Genomic DNA, 23,994 nt, shown 5'->3' with positions numbered 1-23,994 from the left:
CGTCAGCAGGCGTGCCGCTCGCGTCCGGGCGAGTAGAGGTGGCTGTCGTGGAACTGCTCGGCGCCGAGCGTGCGGCCGACCATGATGACGGCGGTACGGATCACGCCCGCCGCCTTCACCTGCTCCGCGATGCCTTCGAGCGGCCCGCGCAGGATGAGCTCGTCGGGGCGGGAGGCCAGCGCCACGACGGCGGCGGGGCAGTCGGCACCGTAGTGCGGCAGTAGTTCCTCGACGACCCGGTCCGCGTACTTGGCGGCGAGGTGCAGGACGATCAGGGCGCCGCTGCGGCCCAGGGTCGCCAGGTCCTCGCCCTCGGGCATCGCGGTGGCGCGGTTGGCCACCCGGGTGAGGATGACGGTCTGGCCGACCGTGGGCACGGTCAGCTCCCGCTTGAGGGCCGCCGCGGCGGCCGCGAACGCGGGCACACCCGGAACCACTTCGTAGGGCACGCCCGCCTCGTCGAGGCGCCTCATCTGCTCGTTGACCGCGCTGAAGACGGAGGGGTCACCGGAGTGCAGGCGGGCCACGTCGTGGCCCTCGCTGTGCGCGCGGATGAGTTCCTCGGTGATGCGGTCGATGTCGAGCTGCGCGGTGTCGACCAGCCTGGCGTCCGGAGGGCACTCGGCGAGCAATTCACGGGGCACCAGGCTGCCCGCGTACAGGCACACTCCGCAGGCGGCGAGCGTGCGCGCACCACGCACCGTGATCAGGTCGGCCGCACCCGGCCCCGCGCCGATGAAGTACACGGTCATCTGTCGTCTCCTGAGTGTTCTGCGGGGGGTGCGGCTGAGCGTTCCGCGGTGGGGGTGAGCGAGGGCTTGCGTACGGACCACTGGGTGACCGGCATCGCCTGGCGCCAGCCGGTGAAGCCGCCGACGGGCACGGCGTGGGCGACGGCGAGACGGGTCAGCTCACCGCCATGCCGTCGGTATCGCTCGGCGAGCAGCGCCTCGGACTCCAGCGTGACCGTGTTGGCGACCAGGCGACCGCCGACCGGCAGCGCTTCCCAGCAGGCGTCGAGAAGGCCCGGGACGGTCAGCCCGCCGCCGATGAAGACGGCGTCGGGCGTGGGCAGTCCGGTCAAGTTGTCGGGGGCCCGGCCGGTGAGCACGCGCAGGGTGGGCACACCGAGGTGTTCGGCGTTGCGTGTGATGCGCTCCGCCCGTACGGGGTCGCGCTCCACGGTGATCGCCCGGCAGGAGGGGTGGGTGCGCATCCACTCGATCGCCACGGACCCGGAGCCGCCGCCGATGTCCCACAGGAGCTCCCCTGGGGCAGGTGCGAGCACGCCGAGGGTGGCGGCCCGGACGTGGCGCTTGGTGAGCTGGCCGTCGTGTTCGTACGCCTCGTCGGGCAGCCCGGGGACGGCCCCGAGGCGCGGGGTGTCGGGGGCAGGGCGCGCGGCGCCCGGAAGCCCGGCCCCCCCGTCGGCTCCGGTGCCCACGACGCTCACTGCGGGTGCCGGGCGTGCGGCGGGTTGGGGGTCACGGACGGTACCTCGATGATCGGGGGCTGACACATCCGAACCCTACTGTCCGGCCACAGCCGGACACCGGTCAGGTGGTCTTCGCCGTACCCTCCCCGATACCGCCGGTGCGCAACTCCCTCCGGGCGACCGGGCAGTCGGCCGGTCACGCCCGGGGGCCGACGGCGGGCGTCGCCTACGGAGAGCCTTGTCACACTCGCGTTCCGTCGATTTTTCCCGATTTCCGCAACCCGAAAGCCGCGAATCGACTCTGCCTTGGAGACAGACATCGCACCGGAGGTTTTCGAGTTGAGCCGCATACGCACGTCGAGCCGCACGCGCACCCTGGTCATCGGCACCGCGGCGCTTGCCGTCGCGCTCTCCGCCTGTTCCGGCGGTGGGACCGACCAGGCCGGAGCGGCTGATTTGTCCGAGAAGTCCCCCGAGATCTCGGTGAATCTGCAGGGCAAGCAGGCCAGGGCAGGGCAGCCGGTGAAGGTGACACTGGCCGACGGCAAGCTGCAGCAGGTCACGGTGGCGAACGGTGACGGCGAGAAGCTCGACGGGAAGATATCCGCCGACGGGAAGACCTGGACATCCGCCCGCGGGGCCGCGCCAGGCACCAGCTACAGCGTCCAGGCCAGGGCCGACGCGGGCGGCACGGCGAAGGCGTCCTTCGCCACCGCCGCACCGGAGAAGGTCAACAAGCTCAGCCTGGCCCCCGGCAAGAATTCCACCGTCGGCATCGCCCAGCCGCTGTCGATCGTCTTCGACCACCCGGTGAAGAACAAGGCCGAGGTGGAGAAGAACCTGAAGGTCAGCACCTCGAACAACACCGAGGGCTCCTGGGGCTGGATGGAGGACTACTCCGGCAGCACCAGGGTCGACTGGCGGCCCAAGGAGTACTGGAAGGCGGGCACCAAGGTCACGCTCGACGCCGACCTCGGCGGCATCGACTCCGGCACCGGCGGCTGGTTCGTCCGTGACTACAGGACGAATCTGACCATCGGCAAGAACCAGGTCGTCAAGGTCGACCTCGACAATCACCGGCTGAAGCTGATGCGCGACGGGCAGCAGGTCGCGGACGTCGCCATGTCGGCGGGCACCCCGGGCGGCGACAAGGCCTCCTGGCGCGGCAAGACCGTACTCATGTCGAAGGAGGGCACGATCAATATGCGCTCCGAGACCGTGGGCCTGGGCGACGCCTACGACAAGATGGTCGACTACTCGATGCGGCTCACCTGGTCCGGGATGTACGCGCACGCCGCGCCCTGGAACGCCGGGTACTTCGGCAGCGCCAACAAGAGCTCGGGCTGCATCGGCATGAGCGACGCGGACGCACGGTCGATCTACGACCAGGTTCAGATCGGGGACCCGTTCGAGGTCACCGGCGACGACGCCAAGGGCACCCAGGCGATCAACAACGGTTACGGCGAGTGGAACCTCTCCTGGACCGACTGGCAGACGAAGAGCGCCCTGCGCTGAGCCGGGCCGGGCCGCCGCAGGAGCCGTTGGCGCACCCTGCTGACACCACATCCAATAATCGTTACCCGCACGTAACTTACCGACCAGTTACCAGCGGTAAGCGGCGGAGGTTACCGTCGGGTCACTTTGCACTTACACGAGTGAGGAGTGATCCGTGAGATCCCCCCGCACAGCTCTGCGCGTCTCCACCGTCGGTGCCGCCGCCGCTGCCCTGCTCGCCACCACGGCCACCGGCACGGCGCCGATGGCCATGGCCGCCGACCCCGCCGTACAGCCGGCCGCGGCCACCGCGTCCGGCGCTCAGCCCGGTGTCCGGTTCGTCGACATCGCCGGCGACGGCGGCACCGTCCTCAAGGCCAATGTCTTCACCCCGGCCGGCGCCGACGGCGCGCGCTCCTACCCGGTGATCGTGCTGCCCACCAGCTGGGCCGTACCGCAGATCGAATACATCGCGCAGGCCAAGAAGCTCGCCGACTCCGGTTATGTCGTGGTCAGTTACAACGTCCGCGGCTTCTGGGAGTCCGGCGGCAATATCGAGGTGGCGGGTCCGCCGGACATCGCCGACGCCTCCAAGGTGATCGACTGGGCACTCGCCAACACCCCGGCCGATCCCCGGAAGGTGGGCATGGCGGGCGTCTCGTACGGCGCCGGTATCAGCCTGCTGGCCGCCGGCCACGACAAGCGGATCAAGGCGGTGGTGGCCCTCAGCGGCTGGGCCGACCTCATCGAGTCGATCTACAGCGGCCGCACCCAGCACCTCCAGGCCGCCGCGGTGCTCACCGGCGCCGGATACCTCACCGGCCGCCCCAGCCCCGAACTCCAGCAGACCATGAAGGACTTCCTCGGCTCCAATCTGGCCAAGGAACAGGACATGATCGAGTGGGGCAGGAAGCGCTCCCCCACCACCTACCTCGACCAGATCAACAAGAACGGCTCGGCGGTGATGCTGGGCAACGCCTGGGGCGACACCCTCTTCCCGCCGAACCAGTACGCCAAGTTCTACGAGAAGCTGACCGGCCCCAAGCGCCTGGAGTTCCGGCCGGGCGACCACGCCACCGCCGAGGCCACCGGTCTGCTCGGGCTGCCCAACGACGTCTGGACCAACGCCCAGCGCTGGTTCGACCATCACCTGAACGGCGCCGACAACGGCATCGACCGCGAGCAGCCCGTCCAGCTCAAGTCCCGCTCCACCAACGGCTACGAGGGCTACCCCGACTGGAAGTCGGTCGGCGCCAACCAGCGCAAGATCGAGCTCGGCGGCACCAAGAAGATCTACGCGAACGTGGACTCGGGCGCCAACGGCGGAGTGGTGTTCCTGTCCAACGCGCTCGACCAGTTTTTGAGGCTTCCCCCCACCGCCTCAGTTCCGCTGCTGCCGCGTTCCTTCGCCTCGGTCTGGCAGTCCGAGCGGTACGCCACGGCGCAGCGCGTGCGCGGCACCAGCAAGCTGCATACGACGGTCACCAGTACCAAGGAGAGCGGCACCCTCGTCGCATACCTCTACGACGTGGGCCCGCTCGGCCTCGGCAAGCTGGTCAGCAATGCGCCGTACACCTTCCACGACAAGGCGCCGGGCCGGCCGTTCCCCGTCGACCTGGAGTTGTTCTCCACGGCCTACGACGTACCGGCCGGCCACCGACTGGCCGTGGTGGTCGACACCGTCGACCCGCTCTACATCGAACACAACCCGTCCGGCGCGCAGCTGACCTTCTCGTCACCCGGGACCGACCCGTCGTATCTGACGGTCCCCTTGCGCGACAACTGATCTCCGGCTGCTGCCGGGCAGGCATGTGCCCTTTGAACTACCGCACGCCCGGCAGCAGCGTGCCCGGCTCGGCCGTGGAGACGTCCACGGCCTCGTTCTTGGGGTTGCGCTGCTCCCGCTTGGCCACCCACTGGGCGAACCAGGAGAGCAGCATGCACATCCCGATGTAGATCGGCGAGATCACCATCACTACGGGGATGAACGGCAAATCGTAGTCGAGATTCGACGCGATGAGCTTGCCGGCGTGGAGGAACTCCTCGTAGGTGATCAGGTAGCCGAGCGAGGTGTCCTTCAGCGCGACCACGAGCTGACTGATGATCGTCGGCAGCATCGCGCGGACGCCCTGCGGCACCAGCACGAACGTCATGACCTGGGTTTTGCGCATGCCGAGCGCGTACGCAGCCTCCCGCTGCCCCCTTTCCACGGAGTTGACCCCCGTACGGAACACCTCGGCGAGCACCGAGCCGTTGTAGAGCGTCAGTCCGGCCACCAGGGCTGGGAGCGGCTGGACCTTCAGCGCCACGAAGATGAAGAAGATCATCACCAGTACGGGCATGGCGCGGAAGAATTCGACCAGCAGCGTCGCGACCCATCGCAGCGCGCGGTGCTGGGAGAGCCGGCCCGTCGCGAGGACCGCGCCGAGCGCGAGCGAGAGGACGGCGGCGTACGCGAAGGCCTTGAGTGTGTTGCCCAGGCCGCGCAGCAGCAGCTCCTGGATCCCCTTGTACTGGAAGGGGTTCCACTTGGCCGACGTGAACTGGTTGGTGTCGAACAGCAGATACAGCACCCAGCCGAACAGCGCGGCGATGACGATGGTCGACGCGACGCCGTACAGGAAGTGCCGCTTGCGGGTCTTGGGCCCCGGGACGTCGTAGAGGGCGGTGGAAGTGGCGGTCATCGGGCGACTCCCCAGCGCTTCTCCAGCACGTTGAAGAGCGCGCTGATGGTCAGGGTGATGATCAGGTAGCCGACGGCGATCCAGACGAACGTCCAAATGATGCTGTAGCCCAGCTCGTTGAGGGTCTTGTAGGTGCCGAGCAGCTCCGTGACGCTGAACGCGCCGGCGATCGCCGAGTTCTTGGCGAGCGCGATGAGCGTGGAGCCGACGGGCGGGATGACGGAGCGGAAGGCCTGCGGCAGTACGACGGTGCTCAGGGTCTGGCCGAAGGTCATGCCGAGGCTGCGGGCGGCCTCGCCCTGCCCCAGCGGGACGGTGTTGATGCCGGAGCGCACCGCCTCGCAGATGAAGGCCGAGGTGTAGCAGCCGAGTGCGAGCACCGCGAAGAGCTGGAAGGGCAGGACGAGCCCGAAGCGCGGCAGGCCGAGCAGGACGGCGAAGAACAGCAGCGTCAGCGGGGTGTTGCGCAGCACGGTGACCCAGACGGTGCCCAGCACCCGGAGGGATCCGACGGGCGCGACTCGGCAGGAGGCCATCAGGAAGCCGAGCACCAGCGCGAGTACCGAGGCGTAGACCGTGAGCTCGACGGTGCCGAGGAAGCCCTTGCCGTAGAGAGAGAAATTCTCGGTGAGTACGTTCACGATGTCCTCAGCTCGCCGGATAGCGGTCGATCGCGGGCGGCTTGGGGGCCGGCACTCCGGAGAGGCCGAGCGTCGCGTCGTACGCCTTCGTCCAGTTCCCGTTCTTCTCGTTGGCCTCGATCGCGTCGTCGATGGCCAGCCGCAACGCGTTGTCGCGGCGCGGGACACCGATGCCGTACGGCTCTTCGGAGAAGGGCTTGCCGACGATCTTGAGCTCCTCGGGCACCTTGGCCGCGTAGCCGATGAGGATGGCGTCGTCGGTGGTGACGGCGTCGACCTGGAACGTCAGCAGGTTGTCGACGCAGACCGAGTAGGTGTCGTACGCGACGAGGTCGGCCTTCGGGTAGTCGGCCTGGATCCGCTGGTACGGGGTCGACCCGGCGGCCGAGCAGACCCGCTTGCCGGCGAGGTCCTGCGGTCCCTTGATGTCGGTCTCGTCGGTGCGCACGAGCAGCGACTGGCCGCCCATGTAGTACGGGCCCGCGAAGCCGACGAGCTTCTTGCGGTTGTCGTTGATCGTGTAGGTGCCGACGTAGTAGTCGATCTGGCCGTTCTGCAGGGCGGTCTCGCGGTTGGCCGAGGCGATCGTCTTGAACTGGATCTTCTGCGGTTCGAAGCCCAGCGAGGCGGCGACCATCTTGGCGATCTCGATGTCGAACCCGGAGTAGACGCCGCTGGCCGGGTCCTTCTCGCCCATGTACGGCTGGTCCTCCTTGGCTCCGACGACGAGGCGACCCCGGCGCTTCGCCTTCCCCCAGGTGCGGGAGGCGGGCAGGTCGAAGCCCTTCGCCACCGTGTACTTGGGCAGTTCATCGGGCTGCGGGCCCTTCACCGGCGGACTGCCCTCCTTGCCGCAGGCGGCGGCGAGCAGGACGAGCACGACGGCGGCGAGGGTACGTGACATGCGCTTCATGAGTCCGTACACCGCCCGTCAGTGCTTGAGGATCTTGGAGAGGAAGTCCTTGGCGCGGTCGCTCTCCGGGGCGGTGAAGAAGGCTTCGGGGGTGCGGTCCTCGATGACGCAGCCGTCCGACATGAAGACGACACGGTTGGCCGCCGAGCGGGCGAAGCCCATCTCATGGGTGACGACCACCATCGTCATGCCCTCCCGGGCCAGCTGCTGCATGACTTCAAGGACCTCGTTGATCATCTCCGGGTCGAGCGCGGAGGTCGGCTCGTCGAAGAGGAGGACCTTGGGGTCCATGGCGAGGGCGCGGGCGATGGCCACGCGCTGCTGCTGGCCGCCCGAGAGCTGGGCCGGGAGCTTGTCGGCCTGGTCGGCGAGTCCGACGCGTTCCAGCAGTTCGCGGGAGCGCTGGTCGGCGTCTTCCTTCTTGCGTTTACGGACCTTGAGCTGCGCCAGGGAGACGTTGGCCAGCACGGTCTTGTGCGCGAAGAGGTTGAAGGACTGGAACACCATCCCCACCTCGGCCCGCAGCTGCGCGAGGGCGCGCCCCTCCTCGGGGACGGGTCTGCCGTCGATGCGGATACTGCCGGACTCGATCGTCTCCAGGCGGTTCATCGTCCGGCAGAGCGTTGACTTGCCCGAGCCGGACGGACCGATGACTACCACCACCTCCCCGCGCGCGACGCTGAGATTGATGTCCTGCAGGACATGCAACTTCCCGTAGTGCTTGTTGACGTCACGCAGCTCGATCAACGGATCGACGGCCATACGCTGCCCTACCCATTCTCAGCTGTGTCGAGGTCAGCGCAAACTATCCATCCCGCCAAGGGACTTCACACTCGACACGCTCAAATAGGGCATAAGGCGCACTAAAGAGTTTAAAGGCCTGCGCCCGGGAACGGTCAGGCCTCGGCGGCTTCCCCGTACACTTGGGAGAGCTCGGGCGCACCGTTGACCGCCCAGTCCAGACCGGCCTCCACCACATTGATCTCGCGCCCCGAGGCAAGCCTGACCACCGGCTGGCCGCTCGGCCACAGCTGCCACAACGCCCCCGGGACCGTACGCACGATCACCGTGCCGAGGTAGAGGCCCGCGTCATTGCCCAGCCAGGGCAACTCCTCGGGATCGTCGCGCCAGCGCGGCGGCAGCTGGTCGAGCGCCTCCAACGAGGCCGGGGAGTCGTCCAGTTCGAGACCGGCCTGCGCCACCCGGACGCGGAGCAGCTCGCACTCGGAGAACAGCTCGGCGATACCTTCCTGGTCGGCGTCGGCATCGATGGCGAACACGGCGGTGCCGCGCGCCGTGTCATGCCGCTTGCGCCAGTTGTCCAGAAAAGGGATGTTCTTCATACCGCTCAGCCTCGCATTCGTCCTGCCGTGTGCACCACCGGCGCGCGGGTACCTGCTCGCCTCGGAGGCCGAAGCGAACGCCGGGTCAGAGATCGAGGTCGACGACCACCGGCGCATGGTCGGACGAGCCCTTGCCCTTGCGCTCCTCGCGGTCCACATAACTGTCCTTGACCGCGGCGGTGAAGGGGGCGTTGCCGTAGACCAGGTCGATGCGCATGCCCCTGTTCTTGGGGAAGCCGAGCTCGCGGTAGTCCCAGAAGGTGAACGGCCGGTCGTACTTCAGCGGGCGCGGCATCACGTCCGAGAGTCCGGCGTCGCGCAACGCGGTGAGGGCCGCGCGCTCGGCGGGGGTCACATGGGTGGCCCCCTCGAACAGCGCGGGGTCCCAGACGTCCTCGTCGGTGGGGGCCACATTGAAGTCGCCGAGGACGGCGAACGGGCGCTCGCCCGCCGTGTCCGCGACCACGGCCTTGTGGAGCGCCTCGAACCAACGCAGCTTGTACGCGTAGTGGTCGTGCCCGACCTCGCGGCCGTTCGGCACGTAGACCGACCAGAGGCGCAGCGGGCCGCAAGTCGCGGAGATCGCCCGCGGCTCCTGTGCGCCCTCGTAGTCCGGCCCGTCGGGCAGGCCCGTGACGACGTCTTCGAGGCCGACCCTGGAGACCACGGCCACGCCGTTCCACCGGCCGGTGGCGTTGACCGCGGACTCGTAGCCGAGCTCGCGCAGCTGGTCGGCCGGGAAGCCCTCGGCGGTGGTCTTGGTCTCCTGGATGCACAGCACATCGGTGCCGGTGCTCTCCAGCCAGGCCAGCAGCCGGGGCAGCCGGGCGGTGATCGAATTGACGTTCCAGGTGGCGATGCGCATGTACGTCATGTTATCCGCGGGGTGTGACACTCACAGGTCGGTGGAGTCGCCCGGCGTCAGCCTGCTGTGGTCCGTGCCGCCCAGTGAGCCGATCTGCGAGTCGTAGATCGGCCGGGCCAGGTCGGTGAGCAGTGCGTCGTGAATGTCGATGGCGCGCTGCGGCTTCACCTCACGCACATAGTCGATGACCTCGGAGAGCTTCGACCAGGGCGCCATCACTGGAAGCATCAGCGTCTCGACGGGGTGGCCGGGGACGGTGAGCGCGTCGCCGGGGTGGAAGAGCGAGCCGTCCACCAGGAACCCGACGTTGGTGACGCGCGGGAGGTCCGGGTGGATGACGGCGTGCAGCTCGCCGTGCACCTGCACGTCGAAGCCGGCCGCCGTGAAGGTGTCGCCGTGGCCGACCGTGTGCACCCGGCCGGGGAAAGCCGCCGAGAGCTGGTCCGCGACGCTGCGCAGGGTCCAGATCTCGGCGGCCTGGTTCGACTCCAGACCGGCCCGCAGCCGGTCCTCGTGAAAGTGGTCGAGGTGCTCGTGGGTCACGAGGATGACGTCCGCGCCGACCGCCGCGTCCTGTTCGCTGAAAGCCCCCGGGTCGATGACGAGCCGGCGGCCGTCCTTCTCCAGGCTGATGCAGGCGTGGGTCCTCTTCGTCAGCTTCATACATCCATCCTGCTACGCCTGCGGGGTGGTCTCCTGCTGGATGACGGCCTGCGCGACCTTGAAGGCCGAGTTCGCCGCCGGGACGCCGCAGTAGACGGCCGTGTGGATCAGCACTTCCTTGATCTCGGCGGGGGTCAGGCCGTTGCGCAGGGCGGCGCGGGTGTGAAAGGCCAGCTCGTCCAAGTGGCCGCCCGCGACCAGCGCGGTGAGGGTGATGACGCTGCGGGTACGGCGGTCGAGGCCGCCCCTGGTCCACACCTCGCCCCACGCGTAGCGGGTGATCAGCTCCTGGAAGTCGCCGGTGAACGCGTCGGCGTCGCCGAGCGCCCGGTCCACATGGGCGTCGCCGAGCACCTCACGGCGGACCTTGAGCCCGGCGGCGTACGGATCGGCGCGACCGCCCTCGTCGAGCACGGCCTCGGGCTGCACGGCCGCGGCGATCTCGGCGACCGGGCCGGTGGGCGCGGGGATCGCCGACAGCAGGGGCGGGGCCTGGATCGCCTGCATGCCGGTGGTCGTGCCCGGCGCGGCCTGCCAGGCGGTCGAGAAGTGCCGTACGAGCAGGTCGGTGACGGCGGCGGGCTGCTCGACGGGGGCCAGGTGGGAGGCCCCGGGGACCAGCGCCAGGCGGGCGTCGGGGATGCCCGCGACGAGGGTGCGGGCCTCGGCGGGCCCGGTGACCTGGTCGTCGGAGCCGACCAGAACGAGAGTCGGGACGCCGATGCGGCCCAGCTCGGCGCGTACGTCGAAGGCGGCCAGCGCCTCGCACGCGGCGATGTAACAGCCGGGGTCGGTGGTGCGGACCATCTGGACGGCCCACTCCACGATCGCGGGCTGGGCGGCGGCGAAGCCGTGGGTGAACCAGCGCGAGGGCGCGGTGGCCGCCATCGGCTCCAGGCCGTTGGTCCGCACGATCACACCGCGCTGGCGGAACTCGTCGGCGGTGCCGAACCGGGGCGAGGCCGCGACCAGGCCGAGCGAGGCGATGCGGTGCGGGTGGCGCAGCGCCAGCTCCGCGCCGATGGCGCCGCCGATGGAGCAGCCCGCGTAGCCGAAGCGCTGCACGCCCAGGCCGTCGATGGTCGCGAGGAGCCGGTCGGCCAGGTCGGAGACCGAGGCGGCGGGGTGGGCGGGGGCGCCGCCGTGCCCCGGCAGGTCGAAGCGGAACACCCGCCAGTGGCGGATCAGCTCCGGTATCTGACGATCCCACATGTGCCATGTGGTACCCAGTGAGGGACCCAAGATCAGGACCGGGGCGTCTTCTGGCCCGTCAAAGCGGTATTGGAGGGTGTTCTTCGGTGTCTCGCTCACTCGTCCGAGCCTCTCATCTGTCACGAGATGTCACATCGCCGGGGTGGACCCCGTGGTTCTTGCCTCCCTCGTGGCGGCAAGTCCGGCACTGCGGGAACCATCGAGGGACCAGGTAAGCGCTCACCGGCGTGTACTCGCGACCCTGTCGACAGTCTGTCATCCACGCACGCGCCCTCCCCAATGCCTACGGCAAGACCTTGTGCCTCGGTCGTGGCCTCCATGTGATCGGTTTGCACCAGCAAGCGTCATGGCACAAGCAAGCGACTCGGCAAGCGCTCGGCGGGTGGACCGCATGGTTCACGCTCGCCCCTCCCCCACAACCCCGTGCAATTCATCCCATGTGGTGGCGGCCCCGCGCAGATCCTCTACGTCCGGTTTGATGTACCACCGCTTGGTCGTCTTGATATTCGTATGCCCGGCCCACCGCGCGAGGATGTGGTCCGGCACACCGTTGTTGGCCAGGAGGGTGAAGCACGACGCGCGTGCGTCATAGAGCCTGACTCGACGGAGCCCGAGAAGCTCCATGAGCCGGTACGCGCGCCGACGAAGTTGCTTGATGGTGAAGGCATCTCCCTCCTCGTGCACCAGCACGTAGCCGGACCTCACGTACGCCTCCCCCAGAGCAATCCTCTCCTCGGCCTGGAGAGCCCGGAGCGCCTTGAGGGCGGCTCGCACCAGAGCCGGGAGCGGCAGATCCCGCTCACCCGCAAGAGACTTGGTGTCCTTCTCCACCACGTACCGGTTGCCCATCATCGTGCGCGTATTGGCAATCGTGATCTTGGCGTTCTCCAAGTCAACGTCTTCCCACCGAAGGCCACAGACTTCAGCCGGACGGAGACCCATCAGCGAAAGAAGAAGAGCAGCATAAAGACGCTCTGCTTCAATACCATGAATGAACTTCTGAACCTCCTGGACGTTCCACGGCTTAACCGTCTCCTTTGTCTTGCGCTCTTCCTTTCGTGCCCTCCGAGGAATGGTTACGTGTGCGGCGACATTGACATACACCAACCGTCGCGTAACAGCCCGCCCCAAAGCCTCCTTCAGCCGACCGAGGCTCATATCGACGCTGGTTACCCCGAGCGGCGTCCCGGCCTTCAGGCCACGCACACGCCCATACGCGAGCGCCCAGTCCCTCCACTCTTCCACATGCTCTTCGGTAAGTTCCTGAAGGAGGATTCCTCCGAGCCTCCCCCGGACTCGGTCCAAGGTGACGCGATAGTTATATATGGTCGTCTCTTCAAGGTCCTCCGACTTCATGGTCAACCACCGATCGAGCCACTCATTTACGGTGATCTTATTCGGCGCCACTAGCGATCCTTCGTGCCGCCGATTAGTTATGTTCGCGTACTCAGCCCTAGCTTCCTTCAATGAATCGAAGGTGCGCCTCAGCTGCTTACGCTTCCCAGTATCGGGGTCGACTCCTGCGTCGACAACAAAACGGTACCTGACCTTCCCATTCGAGTTCGGCGGAAGTTTCTTGATGGGATCTGGCAGGACAATCACTCTCCTCGAATAAGCACTTCACAACGCCGCCGCTGACGGTGCCGATCAGGGCTAGGCGAACTATTCGCGCCCGCCGTCACAGCTCCACCGCCAAGCGCAGCCACTGCGAACTCCTAATGGTCGTGCCGATCGCCGGTTTGGCTAACCGGCGATCGTCGTCTATGTTGCGTGCCGCATCACCGAAGTCCGATTGCTTCTGTGCTGGCTGCGGCTAGGAAGCCAACCGGTATGACCGCAGGGCTGGGGTCGCGCCGTCCGTGACGACTACCAGCAGACCGTCATCAGTGAGCCGGTCAAGATTTCGCGCTACGACACGCTCCGGAGCCCTTATCGCACGGGCCACGTGCCGAGTTAACGATTCCGGGTGCACCGCAACATATGCAAGGACGGCCCGGTCACGACGATAGGCGCGTTGCAGTAGGTCCTCGCCGAACAGCCCGGCCGCGCATACACACACAGCCCACTGGACACGGCACCGTAGTCCCCGGCCGTTTGGCCGGACCAAGCGCTCACTGCGCCGAGCGCAAAGAGGACGGGGAAGTGAAACGGGCGGAGCGGAAAGCGGAATCCGACAGACGGACCTCCTAGTACTCCAGCCGTAGTTCGTGATCTCGATGGTGAAGGGTGCCGAGGAGACAGGTGGCCAGCGTTGATCGTCTGGACGAGATCGGCCACGCCATCGGGAGGTGTCGGTTCCTTCCCCGCCTACCCGAGGCCGCCGAGACGGAGGGCGTCCCTTATCGGGTCTTCGAATTTAGTGGGGGTGCTGCTCCCGTCGGGCTCGCCGGGTTGTAGCGCAACGTGAGCGCAGGCGTTGGTTGGCGCGGTTGCGGAAGCCGAAGGCGTTGCGGGCTTCGAGCTTGATGAGGCGGTTGTTGCCTTCGCTGGCGGCGTTGGTGATCCCGGTCGTGATGTACGCCTCGATGCCGTCCCACCAGGTGTCGATGGTCTCGGCGAGGGTGACCAGTTCGGGGAGGTGGGCGTGGTCGGCGATGTGGGTGTTGAAGCGGTGGCGGGCGGCGGAGATCGCGGAGCGGTCAGGGTGGGTGTGGGTGTGCTTGAAGGCCAGGCGGAGCAGGTCGCGCAGAAGTTCCTTGGCCTGCCAGCCGGCGTATATCTGCCGCCCGTAGGTGCCCATCTGGTCCAACTCGGTGTTCAGAATGGTGAGTTGGTCGGGGTTGAGGTCTTCCTTGTTACGGCGCAACAGCTTGCGGACGGTGTAGATGCCATCGCCCTTGCGGGCCCGGCGGCCGTGCTGTTTCCAGGTGAGGCGACGGCGCAGGTCGGCGAGGTGGCGTTGGGCGAGCTGGACGATGTGGAAGCAGTCGACGACCACGACCGCATCGGGCAGTGCGGTGCGCACGGCGGCCCGGAAGGTCGCGCACAGGTCGATGGCGACGTACTTGACGTGCTGTTTCCAGTGTTCGGGCTGGAGGGTGAGCCAGGCGGCGACGCAGGCGGCGTTGCGTCCCTCGACCTGGCCGAACAGGCCGCGTCCGCCGATGGCGTCGACGAAGCCGATGTGCCAGGCATCCGCGAGGAGTTCCCACTTGCCGGTGTCCGGGTTCTGCTTCCAGACCGGCTTGCCGCGCCGGGTCTCATCGATCCCGACCGCCTCGGTGGCCTCGGGCTCGGCAGGCAGGGCGGTGGCGGCGAAGGAGATGAAGCAGCGGTGGACGACCGGCCAGGAGAGCCCCAGATCGCGGCCGGTCTGGACAATGGTGCGGCCGCCGTCGACCACCGCCGCCCCAGCCGCCCGGCGCAACGTGATCGTCGTCCGCATTCCGGCAGTAACCTGCGGTATCTGCTCGGTGAACGAGCCGCGCTCGCACCGGGTTTCGGCGCAGTACCAGCGGGCCTTGCGCCAGTGGACGGCCACGGGCCGGCCCCCGCAGGGCAGGTGCCTGGGCCGGGTGGTGCGGTAGTCCTTGAGCCGGGTGGCGAACACCCCGCAGCCAGGACAGGCCCGCGCGGCCGGGTCGGCGGTCACCACGTGCACCAGGCTGCCGCCCGCCCCGTCGTCCACGACGTTCACCACACTCACCCCCTCTACCCCCAGCAGGCGCGTCGCCGCCGCGTTGATCTCTGTATCGTTGATGGTCGAGCCCGCAGGTTCTTCTTGATCCGTTGTCTAGACACCAACCATGATCACGAAGCCCTGCGGGCTCTTCACATCGGGGGCGCCACACCCGACTAAACGTCACGCTGCGTAGCCATCGCGGCCGTTGGCACTCACCGCACCCCCACCAAGCTCGAAGACCCCCCTTATCTCGCTGAGCTTCGCGGTTGTCGCCGGGGTCCGCTCCTTCGCCTGTCCGCTGAGACGGAGGGCATCCTCAATCTCGCTGAGTTTCGGGGAGGACAGGACGCCTGCCCGCTCGATCAGGTCGTCCCGGGACACGGTGGTTAGCCACGTGCAAGGGGTTAAGCCTGGACGCGCGAGGGCGAACCGCAGCACGCCTTCGAAAGGCAGTCCTTCCATGGCGCCAACTCGCACTTCGACGCCCAGACCGCTGATGTCGACGCCCGCCGGAGCGACGACCTGCATCGCCCGGATCCCGGACGCGTCGTCTACCGACAGCAGTACGACCAGCCGCCGCTCGTCGAACTCGACCCACCAGACTTCGCCACGTTGCACATGTCCTCCTGACACAGGACGGCAGGCAAACGCTGCGCGACCCTGACACGCTGTGGAGACGGGTGCGGCCACCGTTGATCATCGGTGTGTGAAGACAAACGATCATGTGATGGCCGCAGGTCACAGCGTAGACCCTGCCCGCTGGCAGGAGGCTTTCGAGGGCCTGATGAGCCGGATCGCAGGCCGGTTCACGCGGGTCGAACCCCGGCGTCGGGTCCGGCAATTGGTACTCGGCCTGCTGTCGGACCTGCCGCGCAAGAACTGCTGGACCATCGCCGAGTGGGCCGGAGAGAGGACCCCGGACGGCATGCAGCACCTGCTCGGGCGGGCCAAGTGGGACGCCGACCAGGTCCGCGACGACGTGCGTGGCTACGTGGTGGAGCACCTGCACGACGGCCAGGCGGTTCTGGTAGTCGACGAGACCGGCGACGTGAAGAAGGGCAACGGCACGGTCGGCGTGCAGCGGCAGTACACCGGCACCGCGGGCAGGATCGAGAACGCCCAGGTTGCTGTCTACCTGGTCTACGCGGGACGACGCGGACACGCCGCGGTGGACCGGGAACTGTACGTTCCTCGCTCCTGGACCTCCGACTCCGACCGCTGCCGGGCCGCCGGGCTCGGCGAGGAGACAGGGTTCGCGACCAAGCCGGAGTTGGCCGCTCGCATGGTCGCCCGGTTCCTGGACGCCGGCCACCGGGCCGCCTGGGTTGCGGGGGACGAGGTCTACGGCGGCAACCCGACGCTGCGAACCACGCTGGAGGAACGCGGCACCGGCTACGTCCTCGCGGTGGCCTGCTCGCACGAAGTCACCACAGGCGCCGGGAAGTTCCGCGCGGACGCCCTGGCCAAGAAGGTGCCCAAGCGGGCCTGGCAGAAGCTGTCCGCAGGGGCCGGAGCCAAGGGCCACCGCTTCTACGACTGGGTCGTCATCGACCTCGTCGACTCCCGGCCCGGGAATCGCCAGTTGCTCATCCGCCGCAACCGCAGCACCGGCGAACTCGCGTACTACCGCTGCTACTCGCCCGCACCGGTGCCGCTGACCACCCTGGTGCGAGTTGCTGGATCAAGGTGGCGGGTGGAGGAGTTCTTCCAGTCCGGCAAGGGCCTGGCCGCCCTGGACGAGCACCAGGTCCGCCGCTACCCGTCCTGGTCCCGCTGGGTCACCCTGGTCATGCTCGCCCACGCCTTCCTGGCCGTCGTCCGCGCGGACGAACACGCCCGCCACCCCGCACCCGAAGCCCTCATACCGCTCACCTGCAACGAGATCCAACGACTGTTCGTCACGCTCGTCGTCCAACCCGTCCACGACGCCGTCCACCGGCTCGGCTGGTCCGACTGGCGACGCCGCCACCAGGCCCGATCCCAGGCCAGCCACTACCGACGACAAGCCACTCAGGCATGAAGATCACGATCTACGGCTGGAGTACTAGGTAGGGACCATGCCAGAGGGTGGCCGGTGCGGCCGGGATTTCGAATCAGTCGCAATCCCGGCCACACCGGGGGAACCGCACCGTCTGACCTGGTATTTGCCGGGACGTTGTACGTTGACATGCTCCCGGCGGAGGTATCCAGTCCTTTGGGGTTCTTTCTTGTCTGCCGTGGGCGAATGCCCACGATCAGCTGCCGATGAACCGCTGGTATCGACCTTGATGAGGTGAAGGGCCGCCACAGGCACCCTGAACACGGCGCATACCTTCGGCGACCGACAACGAGCGCGGCTCTGGCTCACCCAAAGGGCCGCGCTCGGACAGCGTTCAGCTATCGCTCGTCACGTTGCGCTCGGGCGTACGCGCCCGCAGCGAGGGTGCGGTCGATCCTGCGACGCACTTCGTCCATCCAGCCTGGCGCGCTGACAAGGCTCGCTTCCGTTGCTGGCACCAGCAGGTTCAAGGTGGCAGCTTGCTGGTGAACCTTGTCGGCCCGGTAATCCCGGCGGTCGCCAGATCGAGTTCTCGCGCGTTGGCCTGGTAGAGCCTGCACAGAGGGTCGATGGTGGCGGGCTGCCGGCGGTGCTCGGGCCTCGTCTCCCAGACCCGCAGCTGATCCTGGTTCAGTTGGGGACCTGCCAGCCCCTGTACGGCACACATCGACCGAAGTTCTGTACGGCACGGACCAGCGTCCAGCCCCGGGGCGAGACGGTATCCACGGAGCCGGGAGACCCCACAGCATGTAGTGATCTCGTCGACCAGCCGGCTCGTGTACTCCAACCCGCTTCCTGTGCACGCACCCGCCAGCTGGCGACGCATCGTGAACCGTGCCCGGTCGACATCGCACTCCCTACGAACATCCCCTGATCGCTGGCCAGTTGCTCGTAGGAAACTGGGGGTTCTCCGGCGTGGAAAAGCCGCGAGGAAATCAGCGGTTGGCCCGAAAGCGGTAGAGGAGCCAATCCGTTGGAGCTCATGTGGCGGGTGGCACGATCCTCAATCCGTATGCATCGTGCTCGGCGCCGGAACGACATCTGTGACGCACTCGAATGGGGTCGCCTGCTCACGCCAAAGCACGAAGCCTCGGTGCATCTTCAGCTGCCTTTCCGCCAGTGTGCGGTCGCACTGGTTGAGATCTCCCGCGGGTGCAGGAGCTGGCAAACGGCTGTAGAGCTCGGCTTTTTTCGTCTTCATGCCGCGGGCAGCCACTCCGTCTCCAGCACGGAGTGGACAATGGAGTCCCTCCACTGGCCGCCCTTGCAGATGTGTTCGCGGATACGGCCTTCCTCGACCATGCCGGCCTTGTTCATGGTCTGGGCCGAGGCCGCGTTGCGCGGGGAACGGGCACCCCACACGCGGTGGAGGCCCAGCTCCTCGAAGGCGAGACCGAGGAGGAGCTGGACGCATTCCAGGCCGTAGCCGTCGCCCCAAGTACTGGGGTTCAGGGCGAAGCCCATGGTGGCCGCACGTTGTTGGTGGGGGTCCATGGCCAACCGGGCGAAGCCGAGCACTTCGCCGTCGTCGCGTTCGGCCAGCGCGAGTGCGTACTCGGTGCGCGGCTCTGCGGTGGCGGAGGCGATCGAGCGGGTCACGATGTCGCGGACCTGGTCGTGGGTACGGGGCGTGAACGAGAGATGCTCGGTAGCAAGTTCGCTTCCGTAGATCGCGTGGATGGCGTCCACGTCGCCGACGGTGAGCTCGCGGAGCGCCAGGCGCTGGCTTCGGCGGTTGACCGGGTACATGTCAGCGGACTCTACCCGGACCGTCGGGGCGGCTCAGCGCGGGAGAGCGGGGCGGCGGGTGGGGCCGTACGCCTCGATCTCCTCTCGCAAATCGCGGGCCAGCGTCGCGTCGCGTGCGGCGCTGTGCAGCAGGGCCTGGCCCACGCGTTCGGCGGAGACGACGATGCCGCGATTGCGCAGTCCGGACTGAAGGTCCAGGACGGGGCGCAGGGCTTCGGCGGCGCCGTCGACTTCGTTGCCGCGCAGCCGGGTGAGGGCGAGGTTGCAGCGGGCGCCGGCCTGGTCGCCGAAGGCCCAGTGCGGCGCCTGGGGGTCTTCAAACGCCTCGACGGCCCGTTCGGCGAGGGCGACCGTTTCGCTGTCGCCGCGGCCCAGCAGGACCTGAGCTTCGGTGGCGTAGTACAGGTGCTTGGGCTCGGGGAAGGTCAGCAGGCCGCCGTAGGCGTCGAGGCTGTCCGGGGTGACCCGTTCGCGGAGGCCCTGGGCTCGGTGGAGGGCGGTGATGGCGGCCTGGTCGTCGCCGAGGAGGGCTGCGGCTCGTGCTTCGAGGCCGGCCAGCCAGACGCCGACGGTGCCGTGCAGGTCCGGCTGTTCGGCGGCCCCCTGCCGTGCGTAGTGCAGGGCCTGGGAGCCCTTGCCAGACCAGTAGGTGATGAGGCTCTTGAGGCCGTAGGTGAGCGCGATCAGCCCGCCGTGTTCGGCCTGCTGGGCGCAGACGCCGGCGGCGCGGGCCTGGACCATGGCCGACTTCTCGTCGCCCATGTCGTGGCTGGCTTTGGCCATGTGGATGGACAGGATCGTGGCGAGGAAGTGGAGGTCGCGGGTCTGGGAGGGGCGTGCCCGGCCGCCTTCAATCAGGCGGAACGTGTCGTCCTGGGCTTCGGCGATGCTGTCCCAAATTTCCGAAAGCGGCACTTTGGGGTATTGCTCGACGATGTCGCCCACGGTGTCGGTCAGGAGCCCGAGGGTCTCGGGCCCGATCTGTCCGCGCTCTGCCCCCAGGGCGAAGTCTGCTGCGCGTCGTGCGGCCATGGCTGCCGTCCTTCTCATCTCGTGGTGCACCGCGCCGCTGTCGGCGCGGAGGTCGGCGGACGCGCCAGCCTGAGGGGAGGGTGCGGCTCCTTCGGGAGCCGGATTCCAGAGCTCCTCGATGCTGTGGCCGAGCATGTGTGTCAGCACCCGGCGGGCATCCCTTTGTGGTTGGCGCTGCCCGTAGTACCAGCCCTCGTACGTGGACAGGGCGGGCTCCAGGTTGCACAGCGACGCGTTCTCCTCGATTGCCGCTCGTTGTCGGGCCGCGGCTTTGAAGTCGGGCAAAAACGCGGCGTAGTCCGAGCGCCCGCTGGTGTCGAGCAGCTGTCGGAACAACGTGCGCATCGCGCCTCCCGTGTGCCCTGTGGCCAGTGCGTCCGTACCTCCGACGGTAGAACGTCGACATCCCCAATGTTCCCTGGACAGACGGTACTTGCCCAGTCCGAAGTGGCTCCGAGGGAGACCCGAGGAAGATCCGGCGACTCACCTCGGACCTTCCTCGGCTTCCGAGGGCGGGATGGGGCTGGAGTTGCATCCAACGGCTCGTCAGGATCGAAGCATCCATTACGGAGGGTGCGTCACCGGTGCTCCGCCCCGGTCCCCCTGCACTGCCCCACACTGATCCGCTCCGAACGAAAATCCTCCCGGAGGACACGATGAGGACCACTACCGTCTGGCCGCCCGCAGCTCGGGACCATGTGGGCCTGGTGCGCGGATACGAGGTGGTGCTGGGCTGGGCCCTCATCGTGGGCGGGCAAAGCGTCTCCTCGGCCTCGCGCGCCGCCCAGGAGATGGCCCGTGACGAGAACCTCCGCCTGCGCACCATGTGTTCGGCCTTCGACGCCATTTCCCTTCCCCGTGCGGCAGGCACGGACGCTCTACTCCGCCTGGACCGGCGTGACCTGTCTGCGCCCAGCCTTATCTCCGCAGACCGGGTGACGCTGTTGGTGACAGCCGGCACGGGCACCCGGCTCCGCGACCTGCCCGGCGTGGAGGTCGCTTTCGGAAGTAATGCGTGGTTGGCACTTCCTCCGTCGGCCGGGGTCCGTTGGGACACCGTGCCCTGGTCGACCTCGTCCCCGGATCCGCTCGAACTGCCCGACGGGATGATGGTGCGCGGGTCACTGGCGGACGGGCTGCGCCTCTATGGCCAGAGCGCCGCGCACCACACCAGCCCACCGCTCAGCACCCCGACTTTGACCAACCGTTCGGCTGCAGCCCGCACCCAGGCCACCGGCGCCCGGCAGGCCCGGCGATGAACGAGACGCTGTCCGGAGGGTCGGGCTGGGTGCTGGCGATCGGCATCGCGCTCCTGGTGATGATGTCGGTGCTGCTGACACTTCCGCAGTCGTCCCTCTCCCCCACGGACTCTGATGCCCCCGATGCGGACGTCTCCGGCGACGGACAGGAGACTTTACGGTGAGCGAGATCGGCACGCGCACGACCGTGGCTCGGCTGCACAAGATCCGCGCCCCCCGGGACCAGACCGGACCCCGCTGCCAGCAGGACGCCGCCGCGCTGCGCAAAGACCTGGCAGTCCTCGTGGTTGCGGCGACGGCCCTGCAGCAGGAAGTCTCCACCGACACCAGCCACAGGGTTCTGCGCGCTGCCGTACGCACCGCGACCTCGGTGCTGGCGTTGCCTGCCCAGGACGGCGAGCAGGGGTCGGGGGCTGTGACCGGGCGGCTGGCCTCGCATCAGCCCGTCTCGCGCACCGTCCGACTGGCCCGGCAAAGACGGCCGGACTTGGTGCGAGTCCCGAATCCCTGCGAGCAGGCCCTCATGCCCGTCCGTGTGAGCACCAGCAACGAGGGGTCACGGGCAGCCGAGCTACGGACGCGCCGAAGCATCCAACCAGTAAGTGGCAAGCATCTCGCCCGGCCACGCTGGCTGACGGATGTCGCTTCGGGGCCCCATCTCCTCGAAGTACGGCGCCAGGTCGATGACCGGAGTCCCATCGATGGCGTCGAGATCCGTTACCAGAAGTTCCCGGCCCTCCACTTTCAGCAACCGCGGGTAGCTGGTCGCCAGTTGGTTGGGCCTCCGGTGGTTGCGGTGGACGAACGTGCCGGTCGCCGGCCACGCCGGGTTCCCTCGGGGGCTACGCGCGTGCAGCTGGACGTCTTCCGGCTGCGCCAGGTGGAAGCGCCACGTGACCGTCAAGTGGGAGAACTCCTCGATGCCCTGCAGGGTTTCGAGGGGATACGCCTCGTTGAGTCGGATGATCGATTCGACCCCGCCCTGGTAGTCGTCCTGAACGCGGGCGTGGCCCCCGACCAGCGTTGCGATCGATTTGACCTCGTACGTCGCCATCGGGGTTCGTTCCTCTCCCTCAAAGTTGCGCATTCGGAAGCCACCACGCGAAGCGACTGGCCTGCTCCGCAGTCACCCTATGGCCCGCAGCATCTCCCTTGCCCGACGGTCCAGTTGGGTGACTTGGCTACCCCCGCGTTGCCGGACGGGCGAGAGATCGCTCTGCATCCGAACGATGACGTCGCGGGCGCGGCCGGAGTGGACGCCGGCCATGGCATCAAGGGCCTGGCCCCAGGTAACACATGCCTCATCGAGGCGTCCTTGCTGGACCTGGACGGCACCGAGGTAGCCAAGGGTCACGCTGTGTGTCCGAGCATATTGCTGTCGGCGGCGGGTGGCAGCACTGCGTTGGAAGTGGATCTCCGCATCGGCTGGCTGGCCCATGTCGCGCAGAGCGCAGGCGGTCTCGTGGGCGAGGGAGGCTTCCTGGAAGAAGTCCACGCGGCCTGGCGCATCGTCATTGTCGGCGCGGGCGAGGTCCCGCTCCGCGCGACTGATGGCCGCGAGGGTGCCGGGCCGGTCGCCGTCAGCCGCGAGCGCTCGGGCGTGGACGATCGCGAGCAGGGCCTTCTCGCGCTGGCTGGCCTGACCATAGCGGTCGCGGGACATGGAGGCGTCGGCCATGGCGAGTGCTTTGCGGGGGTGCCCGAGGTCCACTGCTTGGTGTGCGAGGGCGCGCAGGATGTGGCCGGCGAGCGGCCCGTCCCCGGCTTCGGCCGCGATGCGGGCGGCGAGAGTGAGGTAGCGCTGGGCCGTGCGGTGTTCGGAGGCGTCGAAGGCCATCCAGCCAGCGAGGTAGGTCATCTCCGCGACGGCGGAGTACGTGTCGCGACGGTGTCGGTCCGTACGAAAACGACTGCCGAGCAGGGGGGCTGCTTCGTCGCGAAGATGGCCGGCCAGGGCCGAGCGCCCGGAGGCTCCGCCGCGCTGCTGGTCGCGTGCGGAGTAGAAGTTGGTGAGGTCGCGGACGTCGTCGATGTCAGCCTGGCCTACCAGCCGAGGGGAAACTGCCGTGCGCTGGCTGCTGCGGCAGGGGCGGCTGTCCACCACGAGGAAGTGGGCAAGGCGAGACCGGCGGCGGAGTACGCGGCGGTCGCCAGCAGCTTGCGTCGGTGCATGTCCAGATCGTCGCTTCCCAGCTCGGCCAGCACAGTCAGAGGTTCGACGCTCCAGTCGGAACCGTGGTCAGTCGCGCCTGTCGGCTCGACTTCCAGCCCGAGGTCTGCCTGGGTCAGGGGGCGGCGGAGCCTGCGGGACAGCGTCTCGCGCAGGATATGCCGCGCCCTTCCGCTGGGTTTCGTGCCCTGGACCCACATGGCGATGTGCGAGCGGGAGATGGCCTCCAGCTCCCGCACGATCCTCGCTCCGGCCCGGTGGCGTCTGGACCGGCCGGAATTGCCCGACCACCGGGCCTCCTGGGAGGAATGGCACAAAGCGGCCGAGGAGTGGCGCACGCGCCGCCGAGAACTCCTGTTCGGATCAAGCCAAGTTGAGTTGGCAGGACGGTCTACAGACTCCCACCGCCACCGCAGTGCGCGCTGGGACGGCCTACGTAACGAACGCCGCCTACTTCACCCAGCAGGACCCCAACCTGCTCCTGGCCGACATCGACCTTCCGTAGCACGTCAGTCGCCGCGCAATGGCCAAACCCGCAGCGGGTAGCTCCTGCCCCCCAGTTATCTTTTTCGCGGTCCTGCAAGAGGGCCGCTGGCCTCCGGGCCCGACATGACTTCCCCCCTTTGTCAGCCATGACAATGCCGTTGCTTTAGACCGTGTCCTACATGGTGAATTGGCGCTTGTACTGGCCATGGGGAGTGGACGGTGGGATTGGATCGCTCCGGACGGCTTGTGGGAGATGGCGGCGCCGTTGCTACCGCGCGGAACCAAGCTTCACCTACGCTCGCGGCACACCGGCGCCAACCAGAAGCGGCCTCTACCCGGCCAAGCAACCCTTCGACTCCATCGTCACCGCGAGGGGCTGGGCCGACGA

22 protein-coding genes and 3 pseudogenes are annotated in these 23,994 nt (G+C 68.0%); 7 read left to right on the top strand and 18 right to left on the bottom strand.

Annotation, left to right across the window (positions count from 1 at the left end; translation table 11 throughout):
- Window positions 1-2: 2 nt before the first annotated feature.
- Window positions 3-752, bottom strand: a complete 750-nt coding sequence (gene cobM, locus ACLLJJ_RS36915; protein WP_434599046.1) for a precorrin-4 C(11)-methyltransferase — start codon at window positions 750-752, stop codon at window positions 3-5.
- Window positions 749-1,393, bottom strand: a pseudogene (cbiT, locus tag ACLLJJ_RS36910) (precorrin-6Y C5,15-methyltransferase (decarboxylating) subunit CbiT); the annotation flags it as partial. The pseudogene cbiT and the gene cobM, both read right to left, overlap by 4 nt.
- A 381-nt stretch (window positions 1,394-1,774) precedes the next feature.
- On the opposite strand from cbiT, the gene ACLLJJ_RS36905 reads away from it, so the two are divergent.
- Both ACLLJJ_RS36905 and ACLLJJ_RS36900 read left to right on the top strand, forming a co-directional pair.
- Entirely contained in the window at window positions 1,775-2,950 is a 1,176-nt protein-coding gene (locus tag ACLLJJ_RS36905) for a L,D-transpeptidase (protein WP_434599045.1), read from the top strand.
- Window positions 2,951-3,104: 154 nt separating this feature from the next.
- Window positions 3,105-4,715, top strand: a complete 1,611-nt coding sequence (locus tag ACLLJJ_RS36900; protein WP_434599044.1) for an alpha/beta fold hydrolase — start codon at window positions 3,105-3,107, stop codon at window positions 4,713-4,715.
- A gap of 37 nt (window positions 4,716-4,752) precedes the next feature.
- On the opposite strand, the gene ACLLJJ_RS36895 is transcribed toward ACLLJJ_RS36900, so the two are convergent.
- The 11 genes from ACLLJJ_RS36895 to ACLLJJ_RS36845 all read right to left on the bottom strand — a co-directional run bounded on the left by ACLLJJ_RS36895 (window position 4,753) and on the right by ACLLJJ_RS36845 (window position 15,490).
- The gene (locus tag ACLLJJ_RS36895; protein ID WP_434599043.1) at window positions 4,753-5,613 is read right to left on the bottom strand and encodes an amino acid ABC transporter permease; all 861 of its coding nucleotides are present in this window, start codon (window positions 5,611-5,613) and stop codon (window positions 4,753-4,755) included.
- Window positions 5,610-6,254 carry an amino acid ABC transporter permease gene (locus ACLLJJ_RS36890; RefSeq protein WP_434599042.1) on the bottom strand — a complete coding sequence of 215 codons (645 nt, stop codon included), beginning with the start codon at window positions 6,252-6,254 and terminating at the stop codon, window positions 5,610-5,612. Before ACLLJJ_RS36890 ends, ACLLJJ_RS36895 begins: the two co-directional genes overlap by 4 nt.
- Window positions 6,255-6,261: 7 nt before the next feature.
- Window positions 6,262-7,158 carry a glutamate ABC transporter substrate-binding protein gene (locus ACLLJJ_RS36885; protein ID WP_434599041.1) on the bottom strand — a complete coding sequence of 299 codons (897 nt, stop codon included), beginning with the start codon at window positions 7,156-7,158 and terminating at the stop codon, window positions 6,262-6,264.
- Between the two features lie 27 nt (window positions 7,159-7,185).
- A complete protein-coding gene (locus tag ACLLJJ_RS36880; RefSeq protein WP_434599040.1) occupies window positions 7,186-7,929 on the bottom strand; it encodes an amino acid ABC transporter ATP-binding protein in 744 nt (247 codons plus the stop codon).
- Window positions 7,930-8,063: 134 nt separating this feature from the next.
- Window positions 8,064-8,510, bottom strand: a complete 447-nt coding sequence (locus ACLLJJ_RS36875; protein WP_434599039.1) for a DUF6278 family protein — start codon at window positions 8,508-8,510, stop codon at window positions 8,064-8,066.
- An 85-nt stretch (window positions 8,511-8,595) separates the two neighbouring features.
- Complete coding sequence (locus ACLLJJ_RS36870; protein ID WP_434599038.1) at window positions 8,596-9,375, bottom strand: exodeoxyribonuclease III; 780 nt, start codon at window positions 9,373-9,375, stop codon at window positions 8,596-8,598.
- Between the two features lie 30 nt (window positions 9,376-9,405).
- Window positions 9,406-10,038 carry an MBL fold metallo-hydrolase gene (locus ACLLJJ_RS36865; protein WP_434599036.1) on the bottom strand — a complete coding sequence of 211 codons (633 nt, stop codon included), beginning with the start codon at window positions 10,036-10,038 and terminating at the stop codon, window positions 9,406-9,408.
- A gap of 12 nt (window positions 10,039-10,050) precedes the next feature.
- A complete protein-coding gene (gene pcaDC / locus ACLLJJ_RS36860) occupies window positions 10,051-11,349 on the bottom strand; it encodes a bifunctional 3-oxoadipate enol-lactonase/4-carboxymuconolactone decarboxylase PcaDC (RefSeq protein ID WP_434599035.1) in 1,299 nt (432 codons plus the stop codon).
- A gap of 297 nt (window positions 11,350-11,646) precedes the next feature.
- Window positions 11,647-12,852, bottom strand: coding sequence for a tyrosine-type recombinase/integrase (locus ACLLJJ_RS36855; protein ID WP_434599033.1), 1,206 nt, complete (start codon window positions 12,850-12,852; stop codon window positions 11,647-11,649).
- Between the two features lie 754 nt (window positions 12,853-13,606).
- Window positions 13,607-14,896, bottom strand: a complete 1,290-nt coding sequence (locus ACLLJJ_RS36850) for an ISL3 family transposase (RefSeq protein WP_434596753.1) — start codon at window positions 14,894-14,896, stop codon at window positions 13,607-13,609.
- A gap of 156 nt (window positions 14,897-15,052) precedes the next feature.
- Complete coding sequence (locus tag ACLLJJ_RS36845) at window positions 15,053-15,490, bottom strand: type II toxin-antitoxin system PemK/MazF family toxin (protein WP_434599031.1); 438 nt, start codon at window positions 15,488-15,490, stop codon at window positions 15,053-15,055.
- Between the two features lie 109 nt (window positions 15,491-15,599).
- On the opposite strand from ACLLJJ_RS36845, the gene ACLLJJ_RS36840 reads away from it, so the two are divergent.
- Complete coding sequence (locus tag ACLLJJ_RS36840; RefSeq protein ID WP_434600623.1) at window positions 15,600-16,892, top strand: IS701 family transposase; 1,293 nt, start codon at window positions 15,600-15,602, stop codon at window positions 16,890-16,892.
- A gap of 484 nt (window positions 16,893-17,376) precedes the next feature.
- Here ACLLJJ_RS36840 and ACLLJJ_RS36835 read toward each other — a convergent pair whose 3' ends face one another.
- The 3 genes from ACLLJJ_RS36835 to ACLLJJ_RS36825 form a co-directional block, all read right to left on the bottom strand.
- Complete coding sequence (locus tag ACLLJJ_RS36835) at window positions 17,377-17,577, bottom strand: hypothetical protein (protein ID WP_434599030.1); 201 nt, start codon at window positions 17,575-17,577, stop codon at window positions 17,377-17,379.
- A gap of 530 nt (window positions 17,578-18,107) precedes the next feature.
- Complete coding sequence (locus ACLLJJ_RS36830) at window positions 18,108-18,659, bottom strand: GNAT family N-acetyltransferase (RefSeq protein WP_434599029.1); 552 nt, start codon at window positions 18,657-18,659, stop codon at window positions 18,108-18,110.
- A 33-nt stretch (window positions 18,660-18,692) separates the two neighbouring features.
- Window positions 18,693-20,036: a hypothetical protein gene (locus ACLLJJ_RS36825; RefSeq protein WP_434599028.1), complete on the bottom strand. Its 1,344-nt coding sequence runs from the start codon at window positions 20,034-20,036 to the stop codon at window positions 18,693-18,695.
- Between the two features lie 311 nt (window positions 20,037-20,347).
- Here ACLLJJ_RS36825 and ACLLJJ_RS36820 point away from each other — a divergent pair, with 311 nt between their 5' ends.
- Window positions 20,348-20,950, top strand: coding sequence for a hypothetical protein (locus ACLLJJ_RS36820; RefSeq protein ID WP_434599027.1), 603 nt, complete (start codon window positions 20,348-20,350; stop codon window positions 20,948-20,950).
- Window positions 20,947-21,114 (top strand): hypothetical protein, encoded by a 168-nt coding sequence (locus tag ACLLJJ_RS36815; protein WP_434599026.1) that lies wholly within the window; start codon window positions 20,947-20,949, stop codon window positions 21,112-21,114. Before ACLLJJ_RS36820 ends, ACLLJJ_RS36815 begins: the two co-directional genes overlap by 4 nt.
- 407 nt (window positions 21,115-21,521) lie before the next feature.
- Here ACLLJJ_RS36815 and ACLLJJ_RS36810 read toward each other — a convergent pair whose 3' ends face one another.
- Window positions 21,522-22,004 carry an SAM-dependent methyltransferase gene (locus ACLLJJ_RS36810; protein ID WP_434599025.1) on the bottom strand — a complete coding sequence of 161 codons (483 nt, stop codon included), beginning with the start codon at window positions 22,002-22,004 and terminating at the stop codon, window positions 21,522-21,524.
- 72 nt (window positions 22,005-22,076) lie between these two features.
- A pseudogene (locus ACLLJJ_RS36805) lies at window positions 22,077-23,320 on the bottom strand (Tat pathway signal protein).
- Between ACLLJJ_RS36805 and ACLLJJ_RS36800 the strand changes: the two are divergent.
- Both ACLLJJ_RS36800 and ACLLJJ_RS36795 read left to right on the top strand, forming a co-directional pair.
- A pseudogene (locus ACLLJJ_RS36800) lies at window positions 23,319-23,414 on the top strand (hypothetical protein); the annotation flags it as partial. The pseudogenes ACLLJJ_RS36805 and ACLLJJ_RS36800 sit on opposite strands and share 2 nt — an antisense overlap.
- A 79-nt stretch (window positions 23,415-23,493) precedes the next feature.
- Window positions 23,494-23,625 (top strand): hypothetical protein, encoded by a 132-nt coding sequence (locus tag ACLLJJ_RS36795; protein WP_434600704.1) that lies wholly within the window; start codon window positions 23,494-23,496, stop codon window positions 23,623-23,625.
- Window positions 23,626-23,994: the final 369 nt, after the last annotated feature.

The sequence above is a fragment of the Streptomyces sp. A5-4 genome, assembly GCF_051131715.1.
Taxonomy (GTDB): domain Bacteria; phylum Actinomycetota; class Actinomycetes; order Streptomycetales; family Streptomycetaceae; genus Streptomyces.
Note: the sequence above shows the minus strand (reverse complement) of the source record. Positions and strands in the feature narration are given on the sequence as shown.